Source organism: Acaryochloris marina MBIC11017, assembly GCF_000018105.1.
GTDB classification, from domain to species: domain Bacteria; phylum Cyanobacteriota; class Cyanobacteriia; order Thermosynechococcales; family Thermosynechococcaceae; genus Acaryochloris; species Acaryochloris marina.
In genome coordinates, this window is the sequence record NC_009925.1 from 4021102 (window position 1) to 4044679 (window position 23578).

Below are 23578 nucleotides of genomic sequence, written 5' to 3' on the forward strand. Positions count from 1 at the left end.
CACTATGGGGATTGTTCACTGGTTAAAGCGAGTATTAGAGCCAAAGCGACCTCGATCGAGTCCTGCTTCCTCTTCTGAGCCTGCAACGACGCCCAAAGAAGAAGCAGCACCATCCATTGTTCACGAGAGCGTTGCTGAACCGCCTTTAAGTCCAACGGTTGAGACAGTTCAGCAATCGCCACTCAGTCTAACAGTTGAGCCAGTTCAGCAACCTCAACAGCCTGCACTGCAGACAGCAGTACTACCAGAACCTGCGCCCCCTGTTCGGCAAGTTTCAACACCTAAGAGTCAGCCACCTACTCCATCACGAGCGACCTGGATATCGGTAGATAAAACAGTACTTGTGGGTAGCTACTGCTTACCGGGTCTGGTTTATGTGGGGGATAACCTCAAAGGGATTAGCACCCATGTCAGCACTGAACCAGCCTTAATTCGACCGCAGCTGAAGCTTGATGAAGCGAAGCCTGATCGCAATGGCAATTGGATTAGTGAATGGCCATCCTATAGCGAAATTCCCTCAGCTAGCCGAGCGGCCTATTTGGAGTGGTTGGCGGATGGGCGCTGTGACTCCCAGATTCCCTTAGGGTATGTTTATCTGTTTTTCTATGGTTTAGAGCGCCGAGTGCTTAGGGATTTTCGACGGGCTAAACGACCTATCCTGACAGAATTGTGCACCATCATGATCGAGGTGGAACGCCTCCAAAATTTGTATGGAGATCAAGAGACTTTTGGCGAAGAGACTCGTCAATTTTTAGACATTTGCCGTTTCCTACTTCCTAACCAAATCACAGCTTTGCCACCGCCCTGGACATTTGAATCGGTAGAGATGCCTCTGAGTTTAGAGGTCGGCCTAGGAACATTAGCCGCGACGCAAACGCCACTTCCTGCAGACTGGGCGTTGTCCTGGGTGATGCATGCCTTTCCCAGTAAGTTGCGAACGCCTGCCTCTCGCTGTTTTTCAGAATGGCGATCTTGGTTTAAGCATGAGTATCATCAGAATTTTGGTGATGGGCTATTGCTAGACCCCGATCCAGACCAAACGCTCCCTGCTGATACAGTCATCTATCAACCAACGAGTGTGTCTTTTGGGGGCAACATTAAGCTGGACATTCCCGAACGGCCTAAAATTGCAAATTCAGAGGCGATCTTAGAGCGGCTCCTGCCTTTAGTAGAAGCAGGAATGCAAACCCTTGACCCTTATAGCCGCTGGCTAGGGCGTAATCCAGAGGGGCAAGGCAGCTATAGTGCCCTTTTATTGCTGCCACTGGAACTGATGGTAGAGTGTGCCTCCCCGCAAGTGAAGGCATTTCGAGCCTGGGTGGAAAACAGCCTTTCAGAAAGAGATATCGCGGTTGTGTGGGGACAAGACCTATTGCAGCAGTGGGAAGATCCCCCTCCAGATAAGCTGACGAAATCAGAGGCAACGGTTTTATCGGATTACTTGACTCGTTTAGGGATTGGGATTGAGCCGGATGTTCAGTTAGGCGGCAAACCTCCTGCCTCAAATCAACCCTATGTGCTTTTCCGACTTCCAGAAACATTCCGCTCTGAGCCGTCCGACAAATTTAAATTGGCGACGCTGTTATTACACCTAGCCGTAATGGTGGTGGTGGCTGATGGAGCTGTGACGGTGCCTGAGTTTCAGCGTTTGCAGAATTATTTAGCTTCAACGCCCCATTTGCAGGATAGTGAACGGGCTAGGTTGCATGCGCATTTGCAAGGTTTACTGGTCGATAAGCTCTCGTTGAGAGGGTTGAAAGTTAAATTGCAGCCGCTGTCGGTGGATCGCAAGCTTGCGATCGCAAAGTTTCTCATTCATTTAGCTGCCGTTGATGGTGAGATTAATCCCTCAGAACTCGCTATTCTCACCAAACTGTATCCCTTATTAGGACTAGAGTCTCAGGCGGTCTTCAGTCATATTCATGAAATGACGGTAGAGACTCTACCCGCGACGGTAACCTCGTCAACGCCCAATGCTGATGCCAGTCAGATGGAGACACTGCAATTAGATCGGGCGTTAATTGATGCCAAAATGACGGAGTCTGCTACAGTTTCTGCCTTGCTAGCAGATGTGTTTACTGAGGATGAGCTGCCTGAGGAAGCCGTTGAACCAGACGGTATTCCAGGCATTGCCGGGCTAGATCAGCAACATTCTCAATTACTACAGCATCTCAGCCAGAAATCTGAATGGCAACGGCAAGATCTTGAACCCCTGGTCGATCAGCTCGGATTGATGCTAGATGGAGCCTTGGAAATTATCAACGAAGTCGCTTTTGAGAAATGTGATGATCCGTTAACAGAGGGAGAAGATCCCATTGTCATTGATGTGGATATTCTGCAAATGCTCTTAAGTGCTGACTAGGGGCAGTCTTGGCCTAAATATAGGCTCGAATATTACCATAATCGTTCAGGGCATATTGGATTTGCAGCATTAATCGAGGACGTGAGACGGGGCGGTTTCCTTTATGGAAGCAAAAGGTATCTTCTGCAATCCCCAATCCTGCCTGTCCGCAGACGGTTAATACTTGCTCAGCTCTATAGGTCTCTACCAGGGTTTGATCCTGCAGACTGGCACACCGTTGCCCCATGAATTGATGTACTAGCTTTTTGCCCCAATGAGTTTTCTGAATACAAACATGGGGACCGTTACTCTCATCCACATCTGTTAAGTAGAAAAAGAATTTGAGCGAGCGATAGTCATCAATATCGTAGTGAAAGACTTGGGCTCCTTTAATTTGCTGCTTCCAAGTGGATTTTCCCGGAAAACTCCATAACAATTCACTACCAATGGCTGTGGGTTTTGCCCCTAAGTATTCGGTTGAGATCGCAACCAGTCCTGGATCATAAATAAGAGTCTGAACGGCGGCACATCTTTGGGTACTCACACTGCCGAGTTGAAACGAATATCCCAAGGAAGCTTCAAGGGTGGCTCGATCCTTGAATAGGCAGCGAATATTGGGATTCCGATCGGCGGCAAAGGGGGGTTGATGGGCAAAGTCCACTAATTCAGCCATAACGACGTTTGATAACTGCAACCTCACATAGATGCCTTGTTGACGTAAGACGGCTGAGATGGTTTTGGGATCTGGGGGCGTCACCAAGGATGTTGGCAACGGTGCCGATTCGTCCAATGTCTTTGGACGGGTTGTACGAGCGATCAGGGTTCCCCATACCTGCCGAATACATTCGATGCGAGCCAGTTTGCGCATCAAAAATAACTTAGGTTTATAGAGTACGCAGGTTACAGATCGGGGCCCATAGCAAAATAATTTACTGAAGAACCGCCGATAGCCCCTAGGCCGAACGACTTGCCTCAAAGCGGTGGCAACCGTAGATAGGCAAGAGACCTTGAATAATTAAGAAACAGGATGCCAAAGGGGTTCTCACAAAAAATTTCTCCCGATATTCAGGAGAAAACAGAATATTTTGCTAGAGAAGAAATACAACCCTAGCATGTCATCCTAAAAGTTCAAGGCTTTGCCGAAAATTTAATTTCGAAAAAGTAAATATTGAACCCTTGCTCTTATTAAGGTTTTTTCCAGTATGCTCAATACTTTTAGGCAAAAAAAATAACCCCAGCGGGGCTATTGGTGTAAGGAGTGGTACAAGACGCAATTTGCGCTTATCTAAGTTAATTTCATTAAAGCGTAATGGGGTGAAGATGTTGTGAAGTCAAGGACTTAAAGCCTGCTTAACCTTGAGCTTGAAGCAGTATTCTAGATCAACTGCAATTGTTGGCGGAGATATTGGCTGAGCCAGTCAACCCCCAAGCTGAGGAGGATAAAACAACCCAACGTCCACACCACTCCTGAACTATCGAAACTGCTTAGCTGCTCACTGAGTAAACGTCCTAGTCCTCCAGCCCCCACGAGACCCACAATCACCGTTTCCCGCATGCCCACCTCCCAGCGATAGCAGGAATATGCTAAAAAACGGGGCAATGTCATGGGTAAAACGCCATAAAGAAAAACAGATGGGCTAGAGGCCCCTTGAGCTTGCAGAGCGGCCAAGGGCTTTTGATCCAAGTTTTCATTGACTTCGGCCATCAGACGTCCCAGAATGCCGAGATTATGAATGCCTAGTGCGATCGCACCCGGTAGCACCCCCGGAAAGACGATAAACAACATCACCAAAGCCCAAATCGGTGCAGGAACAGAGCGGCAGATCAACAAAAACAGCCGTACCGCGCCGACGATTAGCCGACCTAACCCTTGATGCCATAGACTCGCGGGTTGGGGGAGAAAAAGTCCGCCGGGGAGAAAAAAATTGGCAGCCGTCCCAAACGAGAACACTATGCCCCCACAGCCTGCGCCTAGAATAGCAATAAAAGCCATGCTCAGAGTTTGAAGCGAGGCATCGACGGTTTCCAATAGAGTCAGGCTTGGCTGTAAGGGCCATAGTTCTACGAATATCTGCTGGCTATTGCGCCAAGTTTGGGGGGCCACCAAGGTAGCCAGATCGGGGCCGATATAAAGCCAACTCCAAGCCACTGCCCCGACGAGGACAACGACCACCAGTATGCAGTAGAGCAGATTATTAGAGAATGAGCGCTCAGGCTCGGGACGTTGGGAATGCACCTGTTTAATCGGAGTATTTTTTAGGTGCAAACTAATACGGGTTTGGCAACCCAGTCGTTGGCGACACCGGGCACTACTCCAATCAATCACGCCATTCAGGATCATTAAGGCATAGATAAAAGTCCATACTTGCTGGTATTGCAGGGACTGCAAACTCAAAAAGATTTCATGACCTAGCCCTCCAACCCCAATAATGCCAAGGGTGGCTGCAGATCGTAGGGAGCATTCAAAACGATAGAAACTATAGGACAGTAGATTGGTGCTGGCAGAGGGTAAGAGTCCGTATAAGAAGGCATTCAAGGGCCGCCCGCCACTCTGTCGTATCGCCTCCAACGCCTGATGGGGCGTATCGTCGAGAATATCGCTAAAGACTTTCGCCACAATAGCGCTAAAGGGAATGGTAATGGCTGCGATCGCAACGAGGGGATCGAGTCCCCATACATTGATCAGCAAAAGTCCCCAGAGCATTTCATGAATGGCACGAGGCACGACCAGTAGGCTTTTTAAGCCCTGGCTGAAATGTGGGGCAATGCCTAAAACCTGTCTTCCCACGTCTGAAATAAAGATACTGCCTACAAAACCGAGACAGACACTGAGCGCTGTGCCGCAAATGGCATAGGCCAAGGTCGTTAGCAGCCCTTGCCAGGCGGTTGCCATCAATGGAGCCGTTAAATCAGGATGGAGACTAGCTTGCCAAAACTCTAGGAACTGGGGCCAACCATTCAGATTCCAGAGGGAGCGAGTAAAGAGAGCAAGCCCACCCCCAACCATGAGCAATAAACAAGCGCTAGGCAGCCATAGCTGTCTGAGGGGGATAGATTTTGAGGTCATGCCACCTCACTTATGCTCCAGTAGGCTGATCTTGCCAAATCGAAGTGGGAGGGCGCAAGACAGAAAAAGTTGACTTGAAGACTAAATTTGATTAGAAGGAGGCGTACTGCTATGACACTCTCAAAAAAGAAGCCCTTGTGCTGATTTAAATCCGTTTTCAGGTCAGCAGTAGGGCCGTAGACGCAGTTAGGAGGTATCTTGCCTTACAAGTTAGCGACACTATTCATTAAACAGTAGATCTCTTAACGAAGTCTTCAGAGTTGATAGTGCGATAACCTCCATATTTAATATACCTTCACCCTTATTTATCTTCATCAGAGAATTGGGATTGGCAATTGTTAGAATCAGGTCATCCTGCCTGAGTGCCCGTTGATAGAACGCGGCTGTATCTACTTCTCCCCACCATGAACCGACCTTTATACGTCTCATCACCTATCTTAATATCGTGAATCCTATTCTTCTGATTGCGGCTATTCTTGTTTCTTGGTTGGTCTTTACCTGGTTGTTACGTGTGGTTAAAACTACCCTCAAAACAGCCTTCTTGCTGGCGCTGATTGTTTTGGGCTTGCAGGTAGTTGTGGGGATTGGGCCCGATCAGGTTGTGCAAGCGGTTCTGGATCTTCCCAAAGTGTTACAAGAGCTGCTGAGTGGTCAACCCTAATAGGCTAAAAGATGTGCGGATAGGGTAAACCCTGCATCATCAGGGGGGCTTCCTACCCATATTGCGCCACGAGAACTTTTTAAACTGGGGTTAATCGTGCATGTCTGTGGAGGCCAGCGATGAATCAACTCAAAACCGCCAGTTTACTAGGTCTACTCAGTGCTCTCCTCATTGGAAGTAGTTATGCTCTTTTAGGGGGCAGTGGCGGCATGGTCATGGGTATTGGTCTCGCCGCATTGACTAACTTAGGAGCTTGGTATTACTCTGACCAGATTGCCTTATCGGCCTACCAGGCGCAGTTGGTGCGGCCCAATCAAGCCCCTCATCTGTACGCTGTAGTTCAGCGTTTGGCCCAGCGAGCAAACTTACCTATGCCACGCTTGTATATCATTCCCAGTTCAGCTGCGAATGCCTTTGCAACGGGGCGTGATCCCGACCATGCGGCCATTGCTGTTACGGAAGGGTTGCTGAGGATGCTGCCAGCGGCAGAACTAGAAGGGGTTCTTGCCCATGAGTTGGCTCATATCCAGAATCGGGACACTTTGACCCAAGCAGTTGCTGCTACGTTAGCCGGTGCGATCGCATTCTTAGCCCAAATGGTGAGCTACAGTTTCTGGTTTTTCGGCAGTCGAGGCAATGATCGAGAATCCAACCCTATCGGTGCTTTATTGATGATTGTCTTGGCACCCCTGTCAGCAACGATCCTGCAATTAGGGATCTCTCGGACCCGCGAGTTCTCTGCAGACGAAACTGCTGCTCGCCTAACGGGGCAACCTCGCGCCCTAGCCCAAGCCTTGTCTCGTTTGGAAAGCAATGCTCAGCGGAATGCGTTAGGGGGCAATCCGGCGTTTGCACCGCTGTTGATTATTAATCCCCCAGTTCGGCAATGGCTAAGTAACTTGTTTACGACTCATCCCAGTACGCAAGATCGTATCAATCGTTTACTCAAGCTAGAGCAGCAACTGCAAAGACGCCCATCTATTGCGTTCACATCGCTTTAACAGAAGACTCTTCTTCGGAGTGGTTAAAATCGCCACTCTGAAGAAGAGTCTTACCCTGGCCCTAAGCCTACTGCGCCAGCATAGGACGCTTGACTGCCGAGTTCATCCTCGATGCGTAGCAGGCGATTGTATTTTGCCACGCGTTCGCTACGGCAAAGAGATCCCGTTTTGATCTGACCGGCTCGGGTCGCAACCGCGAGATCCGCAATCGTGGTATCTTCCGTCTCACCGGATCGATGACTAATAATGGACGTAAAGGAATTGCGTTTGGCTAGATCAATTGTTTCTAGGGTTTCGGTCAAGGTACCGATTTGATTTAGCTTAATCAAAATAGAGTTGGCTGATTGCTGCTCAATTCCTTTTTGTAACCGGATAGGGTTCGTGACGAACAGGTCATCCCCGACGAGCTGTACTCGATCCCCTAACTGGGCTGTCAAATTCCCCCAACTCTCCCAATCTTCTTCATGTAGAGGATCTTCAATGGAGACAATCGGATATTTACTGGCTAAGCCATCTAAATAGTCGATTAGCTCCTTGGGGGAATGGGCGGCACCGTCGTAGGTATACTGCCCGTCTTTATAGAATTCGCTGGCTGCGACATCTAAGGCCAAGCTAATTTGAGCGCCAGGTTGATAGCCAGCCTTCTCAATCGCTTCCACTAACAATTCCAACGCGGCTTGGTTAGACGCCAGATTGGGGGCATAGCCCCCCTCATCCCCCACGCCTGTTAACAGATTTTGGGCTGCCAATACTTGACTCAACGATGCAAAGACTTCTGCTCCCCAGCGCAGGGCTTCCTTAAAGGAATCTGCACCGTGGGGGACAATCATAAACTCTTGAATATCAACGTTATTGTTGGCATGGGCTCCACCGTTGATGACGTTCATTAAGGGCACCGGCAAGAGGTTTGCTAAAGGACCTCCTAGATAACGATATAGCTCTAAATTCAGTACTTCAGAAGCGGCTTTAGCCGTGGCAAGGGAGACAGCCAAGATGGCATTTGCACCCAGTTTAGATTTGTTCGTCGATCCATCCAGATCAATCATGGTCTGATCGATATCAGCCTGATCGAGGGCATTTAACCCGACCAGCTCAGGCTGAATGTGATCCTTAATATTAGTAACGGCAGTAAGCACCCCTTTGCCACCATAGCGTTGAGCATCCCCATCTCTCAGCTCATGGGCTTCAAAACTACCTGTAGAAGCACCACTGGGAACTTGGGCCAATCCAAAAGCCCCACAACTTAATATGACCTCTGCTTCCACAGTAGGGCGACCGCGTGAGTCTAGAATTTCGCGCGCCTCAATGGCAGCGATTTCGGTTTCGTGCATGCGTTATGTTTCCAACAACCTACAAAATAATCTGGTGTGCTTGACCTGCTCGTCAAGGCTATAAAATGCATCTGACTGTATCAGCGGCGTTGATGCAACGAGTATCTTCTTTAAGACATACTAGGTGCGATTGCGTCAGAATGTAACTAATGTGACGACCACCTCTTGACTTTATTAACTCTTAAACAAATAGTCTTATGAGAATTCTCCATACCATGCTCAGAGTGGCAGATCTTGATGCTTCTTTAGCATTCTACTGTGATGTCCTAGGAATGAAGCTACTTCGTCGGAAAGATTACCCGAACGGAAAGTTTACGCTGGCCTTTGTGGGTTACGGAGATGAATCGGATAATACAGTTCTAGAACTGACTTATAACTGGGGCGTCTCTGAATACGCTTTGGGAGACGCCTATGGCCATATTGCCATTGGCGTTGACGACATCTATAGTGCCTGCAACGACATTAAAACTCGTGGTGGAACAGTGACCCGAGAACCGGGTCCCATGAAACATGGCTCAACGGTTATTGCCTTTGTAGAGGATCCCGATCACTATAAGGTAGAGTTGATTCAACTCAGCTCCAAAGCATCTGTGACTACGACAACCTCCACCTCTGTCAGTTGAGCAAGTCTTACCCTTGGTAATTGCTGGGTGAAAGCTTAGAGTCAAGCTTCCGCTCTTTTGAGTCGCAACAATGACAGCAAATTCAGCTCATGACCTTGAGAGCAGGACCTTAATGTCTTGAGTTGATCGCGTGGGAATACAACAAGGCTTTGCCGAAAAAGCTCTCCATAGTATCCTGGCTCAAAACCGTTATGAAACAGTCGTTTTATGGTTTTTCGAATTACGAGGTGCATGGAGAAAATTGAAGTATATGCCAATACAGAAACCGACTACGATCCCTTGGCTTACCTCTGATAAATAGAGTATCTTTCTAAAGTGAAGGAATGTATACACTGAATAGTTTTTCACTTTCAGGAACCTTTTCTTCAAACTTATCTTCCAAGCAATACAATGCAAAGATTTGCATGGTGTTAATGAGAAGCATTAAGTTATCGTGTTTAACTTTTCCAAAATTTTAAACACATGTGAGTGAGGAGCAAAACCATGAAAAAAGTATGTCTATTAGCTGGAAGCCTGAGTCTTCTCGGACTTTCTGCCCTACCTGCAAAGGCTGTTAGCACTAGCGAACAGCTTCCTGTAGAAGCTCAATCTGTTGATGTATCACCTGTTACTGCTGAGCAAGATGAATTATTGCTTGCTGATCAGTCTCTAAGTCAAACAACTTCTGTTAATGACTTGATGGCTGAGACCAAAGAAGATTCCGTTGGTCAGGTGACCTCAGTTTCTCAACTGTCTGATGTTCAGCCTGATGACTGGGCTTTCCAAGCCATTCAATCATTGGTTGAGCGCTATGGTTGTGTCGCCGGTTATCCCAATGGCACATTCCGCCCCAGCCGAGCCATGTCTCGTCGTGAGGCTGCTGCATTGGTTAATGCTTGTTTAGATAACCTCAGCAACCGCTTCGCCACTAAAGAAGATTTAGATGCCCTCAAGGCTCTGCAGGATGAGTTCGCTGCTGAACTTGCTACCCTAAGAGGTCGGGTGGACGGTTTAGAAGCTCGTGTTGCCACTGTTGAAGCTCAGCAATTCTCCACTACCACCAAACTACAAGGTGAAGTGGTCATGGCTGCTCAGTTTGGTGACTTCGTCAACAACCCCACAGATACTGTTGTTGATCCCGCTAACGGTGTTCTAAACGCTGGTGGACCTGACAGCCGCGTTTCTGCCATCTCTCGAGTTCGTTTGAACTTCAACACTAGTTTCTCTGGCGATGACTTATTAGCCACCCAATTAGAGGTTGGTAATAACGGTCAAGATTTCTTTGGTAACGCTTTGGGTGCTCAGGATCATGGCCCAGGTTTGGGAACTTTGACAGGTTCCGGTGTACCTTTAGTTGATTTGGGTGCTGCCGACTATGCAGGTGTAGGTAATACCGTTACGCTGCGTCGTTTAGCCTATACCTTCAAGCCTGGTGAGAACTTGGCTGTTACTGTTGGTACCAACATCTTCCCTAGCGATTTTGTTGATTTCAACAGCTATGCCAACAACTCTGCTCAAGATTTCAGCTCTGGCTTCTTTATCAATAACCCACTAATCATCACCAACGCGGTTGATCTCAATGGTGGTGCTGGTGCAGCCTTTGATTGGAATCCTAATGCTGGTAACATCAGCGTTCGTGGTGTGTATGTTGCCGCTGCTGGTAACGTCGCAACTGCTGCTGCTAATGGTGGCTTAGGTGGCGATCCTCACCAAGGGACCTTGGAACTTGAGTACGCCAACAGCTTTGGTGAAGACGATCAAAACAACTTTGCCATTCGTTTGCAAGGTACCTACGCTGAGACTTTCAGCATTGAGCAGAAAGTTCTAGGTGTTAACGCTGAAGCAACTTTCGGTAACATCGGTGTCTTTGGCCGCTACGGTATCTCCTTTGATCCTCAGAACCAAGTTGGCGTTAATAACGTTGATGTATTTGGTGCTGCGGCTCCTGCTTCAATCATCACTGCTGGTGGTTCTAACACCATCCAGACTTGGATGGCTGGTGTTGGTTACAAAGACGCACTCGTTCCTGGTTCTTTGTTCGCAGTTGCTGCTGGTATGCCTTATTTGGTTACCGGTACTCCTGGATCTAATGACCAGATCAACTTGGAAGCCTTCTATCGGTTCCCAGTTAATGACAACATCACCATCACTCCTGCTGTGATGTACATCATTAATCCTTTGGGTACTGTCAATGGCCTCTCCGCTGCTGGTGCTGGCAACGATAACGACATCATCCAAGGTTTGATTCGAGCAACCTTCTCGTTCTAAATCATTGATTGGATATAAGCCTTTTAGGCTGAAATAAGGCAGTGTGAGAACACACTGCCTTATTTATTGTCTTTAAATTGCTATGGATACCCAGAACTTCAGCAAAGTGAATTGTTTGGCCTGTTAGCTTGAGGCTGGATCTATCATTTGCGTTGCCCTTAATTGACCACAGGCAGCATCTTTGTCTAAACCACGAGATCGCCGAATACTAGCCGTAATATGTTGGCTTTGTAAGCTGTTCAGAAACTGTTGGAGTTGCTTTTGGGTTGGGCGTTGATAGTCAACTTCAGAGATCGGGTTGTAAGGAATTAAGTTCACATGACTTTGGAAGCCTCGCAAATGATGGGCTAACTCTAGAGCATGTTCTGTTTGATCGTTGACACCGGACAACACAATGTACTCAAAGGTGACACGGCGTCCAGTTTGGGTAACGTAAGCCCGACAATCTTTTAGAAGTTTCTCCAAGGGATAATGTTTGGCGCTTGGAACGAGCTGTGTGCGAATTCTCTGATTAGACGCATGCAAGCTGACTGCTAAAGTAATCTGAAGTTGATGCTGGGCAAGTTTGAGGATTTGCTTGGGAATGCCGACGGTGGAAACCGTCAGGGATCGTTGACCAATCCCCACATCTTGGTTGAGGGATCGTACGGCTGCCAGCACTTGTTCGAGATTCAACAGGGGTTCCCCCATGCCCATAAAAACAACATTGCCCACTCGCTGTTGAAAATCTTCTTGGACCGTTAAGACTTGGTCAACGATTTCATGACAGGCAAGATTGCGTTGATATTCGCCTTTGCCAGTGGCACAAAAGTCGCAGCCCATAGGACAGCCAACCTGGGAAGAAACGCAAACGGTTAGACGTTTTTGGGTTGGGATGCCAACAGTTTCAATGATTTGCCCATCTGCAAGTTTGAGTAAATACTTGACGGTCCCATCTTGAGCGGCAGAACGATGGTGAATCTGGGAACGGCCCACGGGAATATCTGCAATTTCAGTCCGCCATTGTTTTGGGAGAACCGTGATGTCGCTGAGGGAATGCACACCTTTCTGGTAAATCCATTGGTGTACTTGTTGTCCCCGATAGGCTGGCTGCTGATAAGTCTGAGCCCAATGGGTCAACTGAGCCTTAGACGCCCCCAGAAGGGGTGGAATAGACTCTACAGAAAGTTGATCAAGCATGATGGTTATGGATGGCCTGAGAGAAACAGTGAGAAACGCCCAGTTGAGGTAGCGTTAGCAGGAGTTGGAAGAATGGAAATATACTATAAAGCTTGATGTGTTGCCCTTCAAAAGCTTATACTGAAAAATCTGACAAATTTCACGTAATAAAAACTAAGAGGAAGTGATATGTCGCGATATCGAGGCCCTCGTCTCAGAGTAGTGCGCCGTTTAGGAGAGTTACCTGGTTTATCCCGGAAGACGCCTCGTCGGGCCTACCCCCCTGGGCAACATGGCCAAGCTCGTAAAAAACGCTCTGAATACGCAGCTCAGCTTGAAGAAAAGCAGAAATTACGATTTAATTATGGCCTTTCTGAACGGCAGCTGTTGCGTTATGTGCGCAAGGCTCGTCGTGCGGGCGGTTCCACAGGTCAAACCCTGTTGCAGTTGCTGGAGATGCGTTTAGATAACACGATCTTCCGCTTAGGTATGGCTCCAACCATTCCTGCTGCTAGACAGTTGGTCAATCATGGTCATGTGTTGGTGAATGGTCGGGTGGTTTCGATTGCGAGCTACCAGTGCCGTCCGGGTGATGTGATTCAGTCCCGAGATCGAGATGCTTCTCGGAAGCTGATTGAAACCCATATGCAATTCCCAGGCTTAGCCAATATCCCAACGCATCTAGATTTTGATAAAAATACCTTGACGGGTAAAGTCAACGGCGTGATTGAGCGAGAGTGGATTGCGCTAGAAATTAACGAACTACTTGTGGTGGAATACTACTCACGGAAAGGATAAATCGCGGCAACCTTCCCAGTTTTTCTACTGTGGTAATAATCTACGAATCAACTCCCAAATCCGTCAGTTTGGGAGTTTTTTTGTAGACGTTGTTCAAGAATCAGTTCTGCGATCGCAAGATCAGCCGGCGTGGTCACTTTTAAGTTCGTTTCTTCCCCTACAACGATATGAACTGGAAGGTCTAATTTCTCAAACAAAGCTGCATCGTCCGTGACTTCCCAGCCTTGCTGTCGACCTTGCTCGTGGCACTTCTTAAGAGGTACTACTTGGAACCCTTGAGGAGTCTGGGCTGCCCATAACTGGGATCGGTCAGGCGTGCCTTGAATTTGATGGGTGGTATCGACCACCTTAATGGTGTCCTTGACCGGCACAGCGGCGACAAAACCTTGATATTTATGGAGGGCGTGAGCACAACGGTCTAGAAGCTCTGGTGTGGCCAGACAACGGGCACCATCGTGGATGAGTACTTGTTCTGCTTCAGGGGGGAGTGCTTGGAGACCGTTGTAAACGGATTCTTGGCGAGTTTGTCCCCCTTCGATAAAGACGACAGGTTTATTGAGGCTGAGGGTGTTTAAAAGTGTTTCCCAGGTTGGTTCATCCTCTAATTGACCGATAATTCCAATCCAGGAAATGGAGATGGAAGATTCGGCTGCCAGCAGCGTCCAGGCTAACAGGGGCTTGCCGTGCAACATTAATCGTAACTTATTGCGATCGCTGCCCATGCGTCTTCCCATCCCTGCTGCCGGAATTAATAAGTGCATTGATAACCATAAACTGCTGCCATTCCTTATCCTATACTGACCTGAGACGGCAAGTTAGAAGACTTATTGAGTTCCAGAGCGGATTGATTACAAGCGTTGAGCATTCCCCTACAATGGGTGGCGGAAAACGTAGACTTCACCCATTACGGCTGCTCTAAATAATGACCCGTGTATTAGCATTAATTCCTGGCGATGTTGGTCGGCAACTTTTGTTCTTTCCTACCTTAGAAACGCTTCACCGCCATTATTCTCAGATTGAGATCGATGTCATTGTGGAACCCCGAGCCAAGCAGGCTTTTCGGCTCTGTCGAACGGTTGATAATGTCCTGACCTTTCAGTTTGAGAACCGGAATGGGGCGGCTGATTGGGGCAATCTAATCGGGCAAATGCGGGATCGTCGTTATGATGCCAGCATTACGATTAGTCGCGAGTGGACTGCGGGGTTGCTGTGTTGGTTAGTTGGGATTCCCCAACGAGTCGGCTATGAAAATTTGGCCTTGCCGGCTTGGGTGCGATTTGCTCGGAAACGGTTTCCCACTCTTGGGGGAACCGTAGCTGATTTGTCGGGTAAATGTTTGACAGCGGCTGTCCCCCCGAATGCTCGCCCCTACGATGCTCAACGTTATCATGACTTGCTCTTGGGATTAGGGATTGATACCCCTTGCCCAGATATCTCAATTCAGATTCCCGTAGATGATCAGAATTGGGCAAAAGCTGAGGAAGAACGACTGGGGATTGCGGGTAAGCCGTACATCATTCTGCATGGGGGAACAGGGGCTGAAAACTCGGATGATGAACCCTCTCAGTTTTATCCCATTCGGAGCTGGGAATCTGTCATCGAAGGTTACTTAGAGCGGCAGCCAGATACCCCTTTAGTCGTGGTGCAAACCCCTGAAAACAAAGACTGGGTTGCCTCCTTGGTGGCTGTCTGTCCTCAACTTCAGATTGTCACGCCACAACATGTGGGCCAACTGGCGGCCTTTATTGATGCCGGGCATTTAATGATTTGTGCAGACCGAGCGCCTTTGCATTTGGGAGTTGCGGTTAAAACGCGTTTGGTTGCCCTATTTGGGGCCCTAGAACCGACTCGACATTTGCCAACAGCTGCCAACTTCGCTGGCTTAAAGTCTCTAACGAGCAAAGTCGCAGATATCCCGCCCATTCAAGTCCTCGAAAAGGTTTGGGGTGTCAGCTAAGCACTGTATGGTGACGATTGAATCTTAAAACGGAGAGGGAGGGATTCGAACCCTCGTTAAAGTTACCCCTAAACAGCATTTCCAGTGCTGCGCCTTCAACCACTCGGCCACCTCTCCAGGTGGATTAGTTTTATCCAGTACAAGTAAGCTATGTTAACAGAATCTGAACCCGGATGAAACGGTATGGAAAAATTTACGATACATATTCGCGATCGCCACAGCGGAAACGACTATAAAGTCCTTGTTCCAGCCGACCACTACATCCTTGAAAGTGTAGAGCAACAAGGGCGGCGTCTCCCCTTTGCTTGTCGGAATGGCGCTTGTACAACCTGTGCCGTGAGAGTACTATCCGGTGACCTCCATCAGCCAGAAGCCATGGGGCTTTCCCTAGAGCTGCAAAAGCAGGGGTATGCCCTATTATGTGTGAGCTACCCCAAAAGCGATTTAGTGGTGGAAACCCAAGACGAAGATGAAGTCTATGAACTCCAGTTTGGTCGCTATTTTGGTAAAGGTAAGGTCCGTACTGGCCTACCCTTAGATGAAGAGTAAACGATGACGACAGCCGATTTAAAAGCCTATCTAGATATTGCGACTGAAGCAGCCCTAGCAGGCGGTGGTGTCCTCCAACAGTTTTGGGGCAAGTTAGAAAATATTCAAGAAAAGCGACCGGGAGATTTGGTTACCGAGGCCGACCAAGCTGCCGAGAAGGCGGTGCTCGCAGTGATTGGTCGCCATTTTCCAGGGCATCAAATCCTGGCGGAGGAGTCGGGGCAACAAGGCAATCAAGACAGTGAGTATTTATGGGCGATCGATCCCCTCGATGGCACCACGAACTATGCCCACCAATATCCATTCTCGTCGACATCTATTGCGTTAATCATTCGAGGGGTTCCCACGGTTGGCGTGGTATACGACCCCTTCCATCGGGAGCTATTTCGAGGGGCAACGGGTTTAGGGGCGACTCGTAATCGTCAACCCATCCATGTTTCTTCTACTTCGTCCTTGGCCAGTAGCCTTTTGGTTACGGGGTTTGCCTATGACCGGCGAGAAACCAAAGATAATAACTATGCTGAATTTTGCCACTTAACCCATCTCACCCAGGGCGTTCGGCGGGGTGGTTCAGCCTCAATTGATTTGGCCTATATTGCCTGTGGTCGGCTAGATGGGTATTGGGAGCGGGGATTGTCGCCTTGGGACATTGCGGCGGGTATCGTCCTGGTACAGGAAGCGGGCGGTACCGTCACTGCTTATGATCAAAGTCCGCAACAATTAGCCTCGGGGCGTTTATTAGCCACTAATGGTCATATTCATGCGGCTCTCAGTCACGAACTGCTCAAAATTCAGCCGTTGGATTGGGCTCCTCCAAATCTCTCCGCTTCTAGATAAATTTTTCTATCTGGAATTAAGGTGCTGGATTGTCCCGAACCGACTAGACTAGCACTAGGGGATTACCTAACACACTCAACTTCGGAAGCACTTACATGTCATTTGAAATGAAGCATGGTCTTGCTATTTTCGATTGTCCGGATCACTATGCCAGCTTGGGTCTAAGCATTGGGGCGTCTAAGGGGGAGATTCGCAAGCGCTACTTCAAAATTGCCCGAAGTTTGCATCCCGATAGTTGTCCAGCTGACATGGATAAGGCAGAAGCGAGTCGCATGCTCTCAAAGTTAGTGAATCCTGCCTATGAAGTCCTCTCACAAGATAAAGATTTGGAGGAATACAAAGTCTTACTCCGATTGGTCGGGCAGCGGGCTAATCGTGAAGTGAATCCTAGTTCTATGCAAACGCCGGGTGCTCAGGAACTCTTAACGACCAGCTCTTTTGAAGAACGCTATCAAGAACAGGTCCAACAACTCGCCCAAAACCAGTTTGAGAACTTGGACGGGATATTAGCGGTGGTGAGCCAGCTCAGTGAACTCAACCTGGCCTATTTGATCCGCCGAGAAGGAACTCAGAAATCTGGAGCTAGAGGAGCGCAGCCTATGCAGGCTAGAGCAGCTCAAGCACAGCCGGAAGCGGCGGCAAGGCCAGAAACATCTGTGTCTCCTGCGCCTGCAGAGCAGTCGCCTCCCCAAGAAGCGGCGACCTCGCAGTTTGTGAATGACTATTGCCGACGGGCGGAAGAACTGATTCAGAAAAACCGGTTGAATGACGCTATTGTAGAACTGCGCGATGCCCTCAAACTGGAACCCAAAAACAGTCGGTGCCATACGTTAATGGGGTCCATTTATCTACAGAAGAAGTCCCTCAAAATGGCCAAGGTGCATTTTACACAAGCCTTAAATAGTGATCCACAGAATGCTGAAGCCATTAAAGGCAAGCAAAAATTGGAGAAATTAGAAAAGAAAGCGCAACCCGCTGCAGCAAAACAAGCTCAAGCAAAGCAGCCGGAGCGTAAGAAGGGGCTGTTTGGTTTGTTTGGTGGTAAGAAATAATTGGTGACAATGTATCAACCTCCTGCTGGTGCCCGAGATTTACTGCCCTTAGATGTTGCCCAAAAATGCTGGATTGAGCAGCGTCTGCTGCAGGTATTTCAGCGTTGGGGCTATCACCGCATTATTACCCCGACCTTAGAACGGTTGGATACTTTGTTAGCGGGGGGAGCGGTAGACCCCCAAACCGTGATCCAAGTTTGGGATGCAGAAGAAGGAGTCTTAGGGTTGAGACCTGAGTTGACGGCCTCCATCGCTCGAGCTTCTGTGACTCGTATGGAAGGAGAGACTCACCCTCAGCGACTCTATTACAACGACAACATCTTTCGGCAACAGCCGGGTCATGCGAGCAGTCAGCATGAGTTTTACCAGGCGGGGGTAGAGTTGCTGGGGAGTAGCGGATTATTGGCAGATGCCGAGGTTCTGTTGCTCTTAGCGGATTGTCTCTCGGAACTAGGGGTTCAGAACTGGCATGTCCTTCTGGGGGAAGCGGATTTAACCCGATCGCTGCTTCGCCCTTTTCCCGAAGCTGTGCGAGGATCTGTGCGCCGAGCCATTGCCCAACTGGATCGGGTGGGGCTAGCGGATTTGCCTTTGAGTCCAGAACTCAAGGAGCATGCTCTGTTTTTACTGGATTTGCGGGGAGAACCGGCTCAGGTACTGCAAAAGGTATCACAGCTGCCCCTGGAACCACCCCAACATGAGGCGGTCACGAACCTCAAATCCTTGGTAGAAGTGTTGTCGAAGCAACCCTCACTTACCCTAGATCTGAGCTTGATTCAGACCTTTGACTATTACACAGGTATCGTATTTGAGATTATCAGCGATGTAGAGTCGGGTCAGCGCTTACTAGGTCAGGGAGGGCGATACGATACGTTGCTAGGCCTCTACCATCCCCAGAACGAAATGCTGCCTGGGATTGGTTTTTCCTTTAACGTGGAACATTTGCACCAGGTTCTCCTACCCCTTGGGATGTTGCCGAAACAGACGCCTGCCTCCCATTGGCTGGTGGTGGCGGAAACGGAATCTGCTATCGCAGCCGCGTTTGACCATGCCCATCAGCTGCGTCAGCAAAATGCTCACCCTCCCCTCACTAGAGTTGAAGTGGAGCTATCCCAAAAGTCACCCAATGACATTCGATCCACTGCCCGTCAACAGCGAATTGGGCAAATTGCTTGGGTCAATGCCCAAGGGTCTGTCACAATTGAATCGCTAGCGTAATTCCCTTAGCGAACATTGCGATAGCCGTTATTCCATCGAGATTTATTTCATGCTCACGGTTGCCTTACCCAAAGGGGCGTTACTGAAAGATAGTATTCGCCTCCTCCAATCGGTTGGTTTGGATTTCAGTGCCTTCTTAGACTCTGGGAATCGCCAACTGCAAATTCAAGACCCAACGCAAACCGCTCAAGGGTTATTGGTCAGGGCTCAAGATGTCCCTGTTTACGTGGAGTATGGACAGGCGCAGCTTGGCATTGTCGGGTTTGATGTCTTACAAGAAAAGAAGCCCCAGGTTGCTCAGTTTGCTGATCTTGGATTTGGCCATTGCCGAATGTCCGTGGCCGTTCCGAGTCAAAGCCCCTATCGTTCAGCCATGGAACTACCCCCTAATTGTCGGGTAGCGTCTAAGTTTGTTCACTGTGCCCATGATTTTTTCTCCAAAATTGATTTGCCCGTGGAAATTATTCCCCTCTACGGTTCTGTCGAATTGGGTCCGATTACAGGGATGTCGGAAGCGATTGTTGATCTCGTCTCTACCGGACGCACCTTGAAAGAGAATGGTTTGATTGAGTTGGACTGTTTGTATGACAGTACGGCTCGTCTGATTGCCCATCCCTTGAGTTATCGGCTGAATCAATACAACCTTGAGCATTGGCTAAATGAGATTAGTAAAAACAGCCAGCCCCTTGCAGCTAAAGCATCCTAAAGGATAAAGATCACCCTTTAGGGAATCGGGACGGATGGATTAAAACGATAGCTTTGTAAAATTTCTCGGAAGGTCGATCGGACTTGTTCAAAATCGGATCTCAGCACCAAGATACTGACGACAGAGACAGTATCCTCGCTTTGCTCTGTATAGGTTGCCCCTAATACTTGATCATTGCGCGTCGAGAACTCCCACCCTAATTCCACAACGCCACTGTCTTGAACTTTAGGTTGTCCCACCTGGAAACCAGGCTCTTTGCCAAAGGCATTGGTAATAAAGCGACGAGATAAATCTCCTAGTTCTTGTTGGCTAAGGCGTCGAGATTTAAATAGATCGACCACAATACTACTGTCGGTCTCGCTATCGGTCCATCGAAGGATCACTTCCCCGGCTTTACTCGTATCTTTTCGTTGCCAGGTGCGAGGAGTTTTGATCCGAAATAGCCCAGATGAATGCTCATAGGTGACCAAATCGGCCATTTTATCCCCAAAGGACTCTCCCCGTGAGCCAGGAGATGAGTCAGAATCAGCGCTATCCTGATCGGAGTTGGACTGGTTAGAATCAGAATCACTTTGGGATACAGTCGGTTCTGTACTTAAACCCAAAAAGTTGCTGACATAGGGCCAAGCTAGGGCGCCCCCGCCAATCACTAACGCACCTGCAATAATCCATACCCATACCTTGGGGCCTTGATCGCTGGATGTGGGTTGGGATTGATAGTAAGGGGCTGGGCTGGGAGCTGGATAAGGGGGTGGGGCTGCTGGTGTCGGTGAACTGACGGCGGTTGGGGGTACGCCACTGGGTTGGCTGACTTCTGTCGGCGGGAATCCGCCCTTACTGACTCGAGCATTCAGGACCACCCGTCCTAGGGAGACGGTGCTAGCGGTGCCTAAGGGAACTTCACCCGTGGTGATGGGTTGGCCGTTAACGATGGGGGGGTTGGTATCCCGGAGCGATCGCAAATAAAATGCTTGGCTACCGGCATGGTAATAAACTTCAGCTTGCAGTCCCGATACGCTGCTATCCGATAGAACGATATCGCACTTTTGTGGATCTCGACCGATTCGGACAGTACCAGGGTTTTTACTGGGTTGGTTTGGCTGAATTTGTTCCGAACGAGAGACACCTCCCTCGACCCACTCCAACGTTAACTCAGTCACAGTTAGTTCTTTTCCTACTCATTAGATAGATCGATAAAAGCCGTTACGAGAGATTTCCCTGGGATAAACGGCTGGGTAGACGTGCTCTCAGCATACCCATATCAGGTGAATCGTAATCGACTATTTAGCCTACACCATTATTAAAAGAATCTAGGTGTTTTTTAGCTCTCGGAGCAATTTTGGTACGGTGCACACAGAGCTCATTAGATACATTTTTTCTCCGCTCATTCATCAGTTATGAAACTTTGCAATACAACCCACATAAACCTCAATTGGAAAGTTACCTTTACCGTGAGCCTAGCTAGTCTATTGGCTGCTTGTTCACCCACTTTAAACACTGGAAAACTGGAAGATGAGATCCAAAAAGGAATTGAAGCGCAAACCGACATTAATGTGTCGTCAATTTCTTGTCCCACAAATGTTGAGCTGGAAGAAGGAGATATCTTCGATTGTGAGGTAGAGGCATCAGACGCAACTAAATTTACTGTAACGGTTACCCAACAAGATGATGAAGGCAATGTGACCTGGAAGCAAAATCCGGTGTCTGCCGCTAGTAACAACAATGACGATACAGATTCGTCGGACAGTACTGACTCTCCAGGTGATTTACTACCCACGGAGGATCCTCCGAGTCCTGAACCAGAGCCAGAGCCTACTCCCTCTAATGTTGATCCCAATGCCCCTCGTCTCGATAGCAGCATTGTTGAGAGCACCATCAAAGAACAGTTTGCAGACCAAGCTGGCATTCCGGTCCGATCGGTGGCTTGTCCTCAAAATGTGGTGATTAATGTGGGGAATAAATTCAACTGTACCGTTAAGGCAACCAATGGCAAGACCATTGAAGCAGTGGTGACCCAAACCAACGAGCAAGGCGGGTTTTCTTGGAATGCCACCAGTGGCTTGATTTCCTACGATAAGGTTGAAGGCTTAATCAAAACAGGGTTACAAGACCAAGAAAATTTAGCTGTCACACCTAGCTGTGGAACGCCTCAAACGCGATATATCATTGCTTATTCGGGGGAAAAGTTTAGTTGTTCAGCTACTGATCCCAATGGTCGCAAGATTCCGATTAGCGTCTCTGTTCAAAGCGATGATGGCCAAGTCGTTGTCAATTGGAAACTGTAGTCAGCGTCTATCGCTGAGGGTTATCTGATGCATAGATTAATTTGGCCCAGCCCAGCAGTGTCCAGCAAGGGATGAGCCGAATTTTTCGTCATCAGAGGCCACAAAGATGCCGCCATCCTTGCCGGGGATTAGCGCTATTGCCTCCACTTTATTAAATGGGAATCGATACAGTGGGGTTAAGGTGGATGGGGCTTGCTGTTGAACGTCCCTCGGTTTGGCTTGATGGAACGGAAAGCTGCCCACCCCATAGACGGCGGATTGAAATGGACCTTGATTGCCCGGATCACTGGCGGCTGTGATGTAGAGTGATCCATCAGGCGCAATTTTTAAATCCGATATATGGCGCACATTTTGTTGTGGCCAGGGCACTTGAAAGGGAATAGAACCTTTGACGGTTATCTTGGTCTGTTCAGGGAAATACTGCCCCCAAAAGAGGATAGCAGGGTCAGTGTCCTGGCCCCGGTGAGCCCAAACCGCGATGAATTGATTGTCCATCTGCTGTAGGGCAAACCCTTCGATATTGCTTAGCTGTTTGCCTGGGGGGAGTTGGGCTGCATGTAAAATCTTGACTGTATTGGTTTGTAGATCTAGCTGCAGATGGTAAACCACCCCCAGGCTGGTGACAGCCACATATTCAGTCTTTGTATTAGGTACGGAGGCTAACGCTTCCAGGTCAAGGGGAAGGGAAGATTCCGTGGGCCATGTCAGGGCTTGATAGGAGATTGGACCTTGGGAGGGAACACCTAACACCGCTAGCCGAGGCTGATCTTCATCTCCCTTGTTATCGTGAACCGCCAAAAACTGGCATACCTGGTCCTGTTTTTGGATGAAGGCCAGGCCACTAATCCCTTTCCGTTTTCCAGGTTGTACAGGTCGCCAGATTGCGTTTGCGGAAGCGGTCCACCCCCATGTGCAGCTCAGCCCTAGGACTAGCAGACGGGCCAATACCTTTGTCCCTCTCATTATTGCGCTGCTTCTACCCCACTTATAGGACTACACAAATTATTATTCATTGGGCTTATCGTCAGAGCTGGATTCGGGAGCTGCCGCATCAGCGGGATCTTCTGTCGCTTCAGAGCTTGGAGCATCGGCTTCAGGGGAAGGGGCACTTTTATCGCTAGGAGCTTCGGGTGTGACTGCCGGGGCGTCTCCGCCTGAGAATTGCCCGCCCATAAACCCGCCTAAGAGGGATCCAGACTTCATCAGTTTCTGAACGGCTGCTAAATCAATTTTCAAGGTTTGAGTGGGATAAGCTTCTAGGAAACTCAGAATCCCTAACCCATCGTCAGAAGCAGCGGCACCAATAAGAGCACTTCTAAGGGCTAGTTTTTCTACGCCACCGGGCAGAGAAGTTGCCCCTGCGATTTGGGAGAGCAGTTGGTCCCCTTGGGGAGATCGCAAAATTTTATCAAGGACGACAACATTTAAAGGCACCTTAAACTTGAGGCCCCCCAATAAAGAGTCCCTTTCTTGCTGACCCACAACACTCAAGACAGAAGCGAGATCAGGAGGAGCACTCCCAGTTTCCAATAATTGGCGAAGGTCAGAGACTGCGATGGATCGGCCAAAAGGACCATAGCTGACCGTAATTTTTTCGGCTGCACGACTAGCAGCACAATTCAACCCTACTAGCATCAAAGCACTAGAGAAGGCACAGAGTAAACGGCGAGAATAACTCATAAAGACTGATTTCCTTTGCTGTGAGGGGAGTATATCTAAATCAAGTCGGATTAATACAGGACTGCCC

21 protein-coding genes and 1 tRNA gene are annotated in these 23578 nt (G+C 48.8%); 13 read left to right on the forward strand and 9 right to left on the reverse strand.

Features of this window, described 5'->3' with window-relative positions; all coding sequences use genetic code 11:
• The first annotated feature begins 4 nt into the window (after positions 1-4).
• Complete coding sequence (locus AM1_RS18020) at positions 5-2362, forward strand: TerB N-terminal domain-containing protein (RefSeq protein WP_012164314.1); 2358 nt, start codon at positions 5-7, stop codon at positions 2360-2362.
• 13 nt (positions 2363-2375) lie between these two features.
• On the opposite strand, the gene AM1_RS18025 is transcribed toward AM1_RS18020, so the two are convergent.
• Positions 2376-3209 carry a phytanoyl-CoA dioxygenase family protein gene (locus AM1_RS18025; protein ID WP_012164315.1) on the reverse strand — a complete coding sequence of 278 codons (834 nt, stop codon included), beginning with the start codon at positions 3207-3209 and terminating at the stop codon, positions 2376-2378.
• 507 nt (positions 3210-3716) lie between these two features.
• Positions 3717-5408 (reverse strand): PhnE/PtxC family ABC transporter permease, encoded by a 1692-nt coding sequence (locus AM1_RS18030; protein ID WP_012164316.1) that lies wholly within the window; start codon positions 5406-5408, stop codon positions 3717-3719.
• 445 nt (positions 5409-5853) lie between these two features.
• Here AM1_RS18030 and AM1_RS18040 point away from each other — a divergent pair, with 445 nt between their 5' ends.
• Positions 5854-6069 (forward strand): hypothetical protein, encoded by a 216-nt coding sequence (locus AM1_RS18040; protein WP_012164317.1) that lies wholly within the window; start codon positions 5854-5856, stop codon positions 6067-6069.
• 119 nt (positions 6070-6188) lie between these two features.
• Positions 6189-7070 (forward strand): M48 family metalloprotease, encoded by an 882-nt coding sequence (locus AM1_RS18045; RefSeq protein WP_012164318.1) that lies wholly within the window; start codon positions 6189-6191, stop codon positions 7068-7070.
• A gap of 50 nt (positions 7071-7120) precedes the next feature.
• Here the strand turns inward: AM1_RS18045 and eno are convergent, their stop codons facing one another.
• The gene (gene eno, locus AM1_RS18050; protein WP_012164319.1) at positions 7121-8401 is read right to left on the reverse strand and encodes a phosphopyruvate hydratase; all 1281 of its coding nucleotides are present in this window, start codon (positions 8399-8401) and stop codon (positions 7121-7123) included.
• Between the two features lie 197 nt (positions 8402-8598).
• Here eno and gloA point away from each other — a divergent pair, with 197 nt between their 5' ends.
• Both gloA and AM1_RS18060 read left to right on the forward strand, forming a co-directional pair.
• Positions 8599-9024, forward strand: a complete 426-nt coding sequence (gloA, locus tag AM1_RS18055; RefSeq protein ID WP_012164320.1) for a lactoylglutathione lyase — start codon at positions 8599-8601, stop codon at positions 9022-9024.
• Between the two features lie 483 nt (positions 9025-9507).
• Positions 9508-11271: an iron uptake porin gene (locus AM1_RS18060; RefSeq protein ID WP_012164322.1), complete on the forward strand. Its 1764-nt coding sequence runs from the start codon at positions 9508-9510 to the stop codon at positions 11269-11271.
• 123 nt (positions 11272-11394) lie between these two features.
• On the opposite strand, the gene rlmN is transcribed toward AM1_RS18060, so the two are convergent.
• The gene (gene rlmN, locus AM1_RS18065) at positions 11395-12450 is read right to left on the reverse strand and encodes a 23S rRNA (adenine(2503)-C(2))-methyltransferase RlmN (RefSeq protein WP_012164323.1); all 1056 of its coding nucleotides are present in this window, start codon (positions 12448-12450) and stop codon (positions 11395-11397) included.
• 168 nt (positions 12451-12618) lie between these two features.
• Between rlmN and rpsD the strand changes: the two genes are divergently transcribed.
• Positions 12619-13227 (forward strand): 30S ribosomal protein S4, encoded by a 609-nt coding sequence (rpsD, locus tag AM1_RS18070; RefSeq protein WP_012164324.1) that lies wholly within the window; start codon positions 12619-12621, stop codon positions 13225-13227.
• 47 nt (positions 13228-13274) lie between these two features.
• Here the strand turns inward: rpsD and ispD are convergent, their stop codons facing one another.
• Positions 13275-13988: a 2-C-methyl-D-erythritol 4-phosphate cytidylyltransferase gene (ispD, locus tag AM1_RS18075; protein ID WP_012164325.1), complete on the reverse strand. Its 714-nt coding sequence runs from the start codon at positions 13986-13988 to the stop codon at positions 13275-13277.
• Between the two features lie 161 nt (positions 13989-14149).
• On the opposite strand from ispD, the gene AM1_RS18080 reads away from it, so the two are divergent.
• Positions 14150-15184 carry a glycosyltransferase family 9 protein gene (locus tag AM1_RS18080; RefSeq protein ID WP_012164327.1) on the forward strand — a complete coding sequence of 345 codons (1035 nt, stop codon included), beginning with the start codon at positions 14150-14152 and terminating at the stop codon, positions 15182-15184.
• A gap of 30 nt (positions 15185-15214) precedes the next feature.
• Here the strand turns inward: AM1_RS18080 and AM1_RS18085 are convergent.
• Positions 15215-15301: transfer RNA gene (locus AM1_RS18085), tRNA-Ser, on the reverse strand.
• 66 nt (positions 15302-15367) lie between these two features.
• Between AM1_RS18085 and AM1_RS18090 the strand changes: the two genes are divergently transcribed.
• From AM1_RS18090 to hisG, 5 genes are all read left to right on the forward strand, one after another.
• Positions 15368-15733: a 2Fe-2S iron-sulfur cluster-binding protein gene (locus tag AM1_RS18090; RefSeq protein ID WP_012164328.1), complete on the forward strand. Its 366-nt coding sequence runs from the start codon at positions 15368-15370 to the stop codon at positions 15731-15733.
• Positions 15734-15736: 3 nt separating this feature from the next.
• On the forward strand, positions 15737-16570 hold the full coding sequence (locus AM1_RS18095; RefSeq protein WP_012164329.1) for an inositol monophosphatase family protein: 834 nt from the start codon (positions 15737-15739) through the stop codon (positions 16568-16570).
• 95 nt (positions 16571-16665) lie between these two features.
• Complete coding sequence (locus AM1_RS18100; protein WP_012164330.1) at positions 16666-17622, forward strand: DnaJ domain-containing protein; 957 nt, start codon at positions 16666-16668, stop codon at positions 17620-17622.
• A 9-nt stretch (positions 17623-17631) separates the two neighbouring features.
• Positions 17632-18840 (forward strand): ATP phosphoribosyltransferase regulatory subunit, encoded by a 1209-nt coding sequence (locus tag AM1_RS18105; RefSeq protein WP_041659951.1) that lies wholly within the window; start codon positions 17632-17634, stop codon positions 18838-18840.
• A 49-nt stretch (positions 18841-18889) separates the two neighbouring features.
• Positions 18890-19546: an ATP phosphoribosyltransferase gene (gene hisG / locus AM1_RS18110; RefSeq protein ID WP_012164332.1), complete on the forward strand. Its 657-nt coding sequence runs from the start codon at positions 18890-18892 to the stop codon at positions 19544-19546.
• 17 nt (positions 19547-19563) lie between these two features.
• Here the strand turns inward: hisG and AM1_RS18115 are convergent, their stop codons facing one another.
• Positions 19564-20706, reverse strand: a complete 1143-nt coding sequence (locus AM1_RS18115; RefSeq protein ID WP_012164333.1) for an FHA domain-containing protein — start codon at positions 20704-20706, stop codon at positions 19564-19566.
• Between the two features lie 237 nt (positions 20707-20943).
• On the opposite strand from AM1_RS18115, the gene AM1_RS18120 reads away from it, so the two are divergent.
• Entirely contained in the window at positions 20944-21831 is an 888-nt protein-coding gene (locus AM1_RS18120) for a DUF4333 domain-containing protein (protein WP_049783753.1), read from the forward strand.
• Positions 21832-21867: 36 nt separating this feature from the next.
• Here the strand turns inward: AM1_RS18120 and AM1_RS18125 are convergent, their stop codons facing one another.
• The gene (locus tag AM1_RS18125) at positions 21868-22794 is read right to left on the reverse strand and encodes a hypothetical protein (protein ID WP_012164335.1); all 927 of its coding nucleotides are present in this window, start codon (positions 22792-22794) and stop codon (positions 21868-21870) included.
• Positions 22795-22836: 42 nt separating this feature from the next.
• A complete protein-coding gene (locus AM1_RS18130; protein ID WP_012164336.1) occupies positions 22837-23511 on the reverse strand; it encodes an alpha/beta hydrolase in 675 nt (224 codons plus the stop codon).
• Between the last annotated feature and the right edge of the window lie 67 nt (positions 23512-23578).

Bases quoted from the DNA above. Each gene is read 5' to 3' on its own strand.
- AM1_RS18020 (WP_012164314.1), top strand. From the start codon at position 5: ATGGGGATTGTTCACTGGTTAAAGCGAGTATTAGAGCCAAAGCGACCT.
- AM1_RS18025 (WP_012164315.1), bottom strand. From the start codon at position 3,209: ATGCGCAAACTGGCTCGCATCGAATGTATTCGGCAGGTATGGGGAACC.
- AM1_RS18030 (WP_012164316.1), bottom strand. From the start codon at position 5,408: ATGACCTCAAAATCTATCCCCCTCAGACAGCTATGGCTGCCTAGCGCT.
- AM1_RS18045 (WP_012164318.1), top strand. From the start codon at position 6,189: ATGAATCAACTCAAAACCGCCAGTTTACTAGGTCTACTCAGTGCTCTC.
- eno (WP_012164319.1), bottom strand. From the start codon at position 8,401: ATGCACGAAACCGAAATCGCTGCCATTGAGGCGCGCGAAATTCTAGAC.
- gloA (WP_012164320.1), top strand. From the start codon at position 8,599: ATGAGAATTCTCCATACCATGCTCAGAGTGGCAGATCTTGATGCTTCT.
- AM1_RS18060 (WP_012164322.1), top strand. From the start codon at position 9,508: ATGAAAAAAGTATGTCTATTAGCTGGAAGCCTGAGTCTTCTCGGACTT.
- rlmN (WP_012164323.1), bottom strand. From the start codon at position 12,450: ATGCTTGATCAACTTTCTGTAGAGTCTATTCCACCCCTTCTGGGGGCG.
- rpsD (WP_012164324.1), top strand. From the start codon at position 12,619: ATGTCGCGATATCGAGGCCCTCGTCTCAGAGTAGTGCGCCGTTTAGGA.
- ispD (WP_012164325.1), bottom strand. From the start codon at position 13,988: ATGCACTTATTAATTCCGGCAGCAGGGATGGGAAGACGCATGGGCAGC.
- AM1_RS18080 (WP_012164327.1), top strand. From the start codon at position 14,150: ATGACCCGTGTATTAGCATTAATTCCTGGCGATGTTGGTCGGCAACTT.
- AM1_RS18090 (WP_012164328.1), top strand. From the start codon at position 15,368: ATGGAAAAATTTACGATACATATTCGCGATCGCCACAGCGGAAACGAC.
- AM1_RS18095 (WP_012164329.1), top strand. From the start codon at position 15,737: ATGACGACAGCCGATTTAAAAGCCTATCTAGATATTGCGACTGAAGCA.
- AM1_RS18100 (WP_012164330.1), top strand. From the start codon at position 16,666: ATGTCATTTGAAATGAAGCATGGTCTTGCTATTTTCGATTGTCCGGAT.
- AM1_RS18105 (WP_041659951.1), top strand. From the start codon at position 17,632: ATGTATCAACCTCCTGCTGGTGCCCGAGATTTACTGCCCTTAGATGTT.
- hisG (WP_012164332.1), top strand. From the start codon at position 18,890: ATGCTCACGGTTGCCTTACCCAAAGGGGCGTTACTGAAAGATAGTATT.
- AM1_RS18120 (WP_049783753.1), top strand. From the start codon at position 20,944: ATGAAACTTTGCAATACAACCCACATAAACCTCAATTGGAAAGTTACC.
- AM1_RS18125 (WP_012164335.1), bottom strand. From the start codon at position 22,794: ATGAGAGGGACAAAGGTATTGGCCCGTCTGCTAGTCCTAGGGCTGAGC.
- AM1_RS18130 (WP_012164336.1), bottom strand. From the start codon at position 23,511: ATGAGTTATTCTCGCCGTTTACTCTGTGCCTTCTCTAGTGCTTTGATG.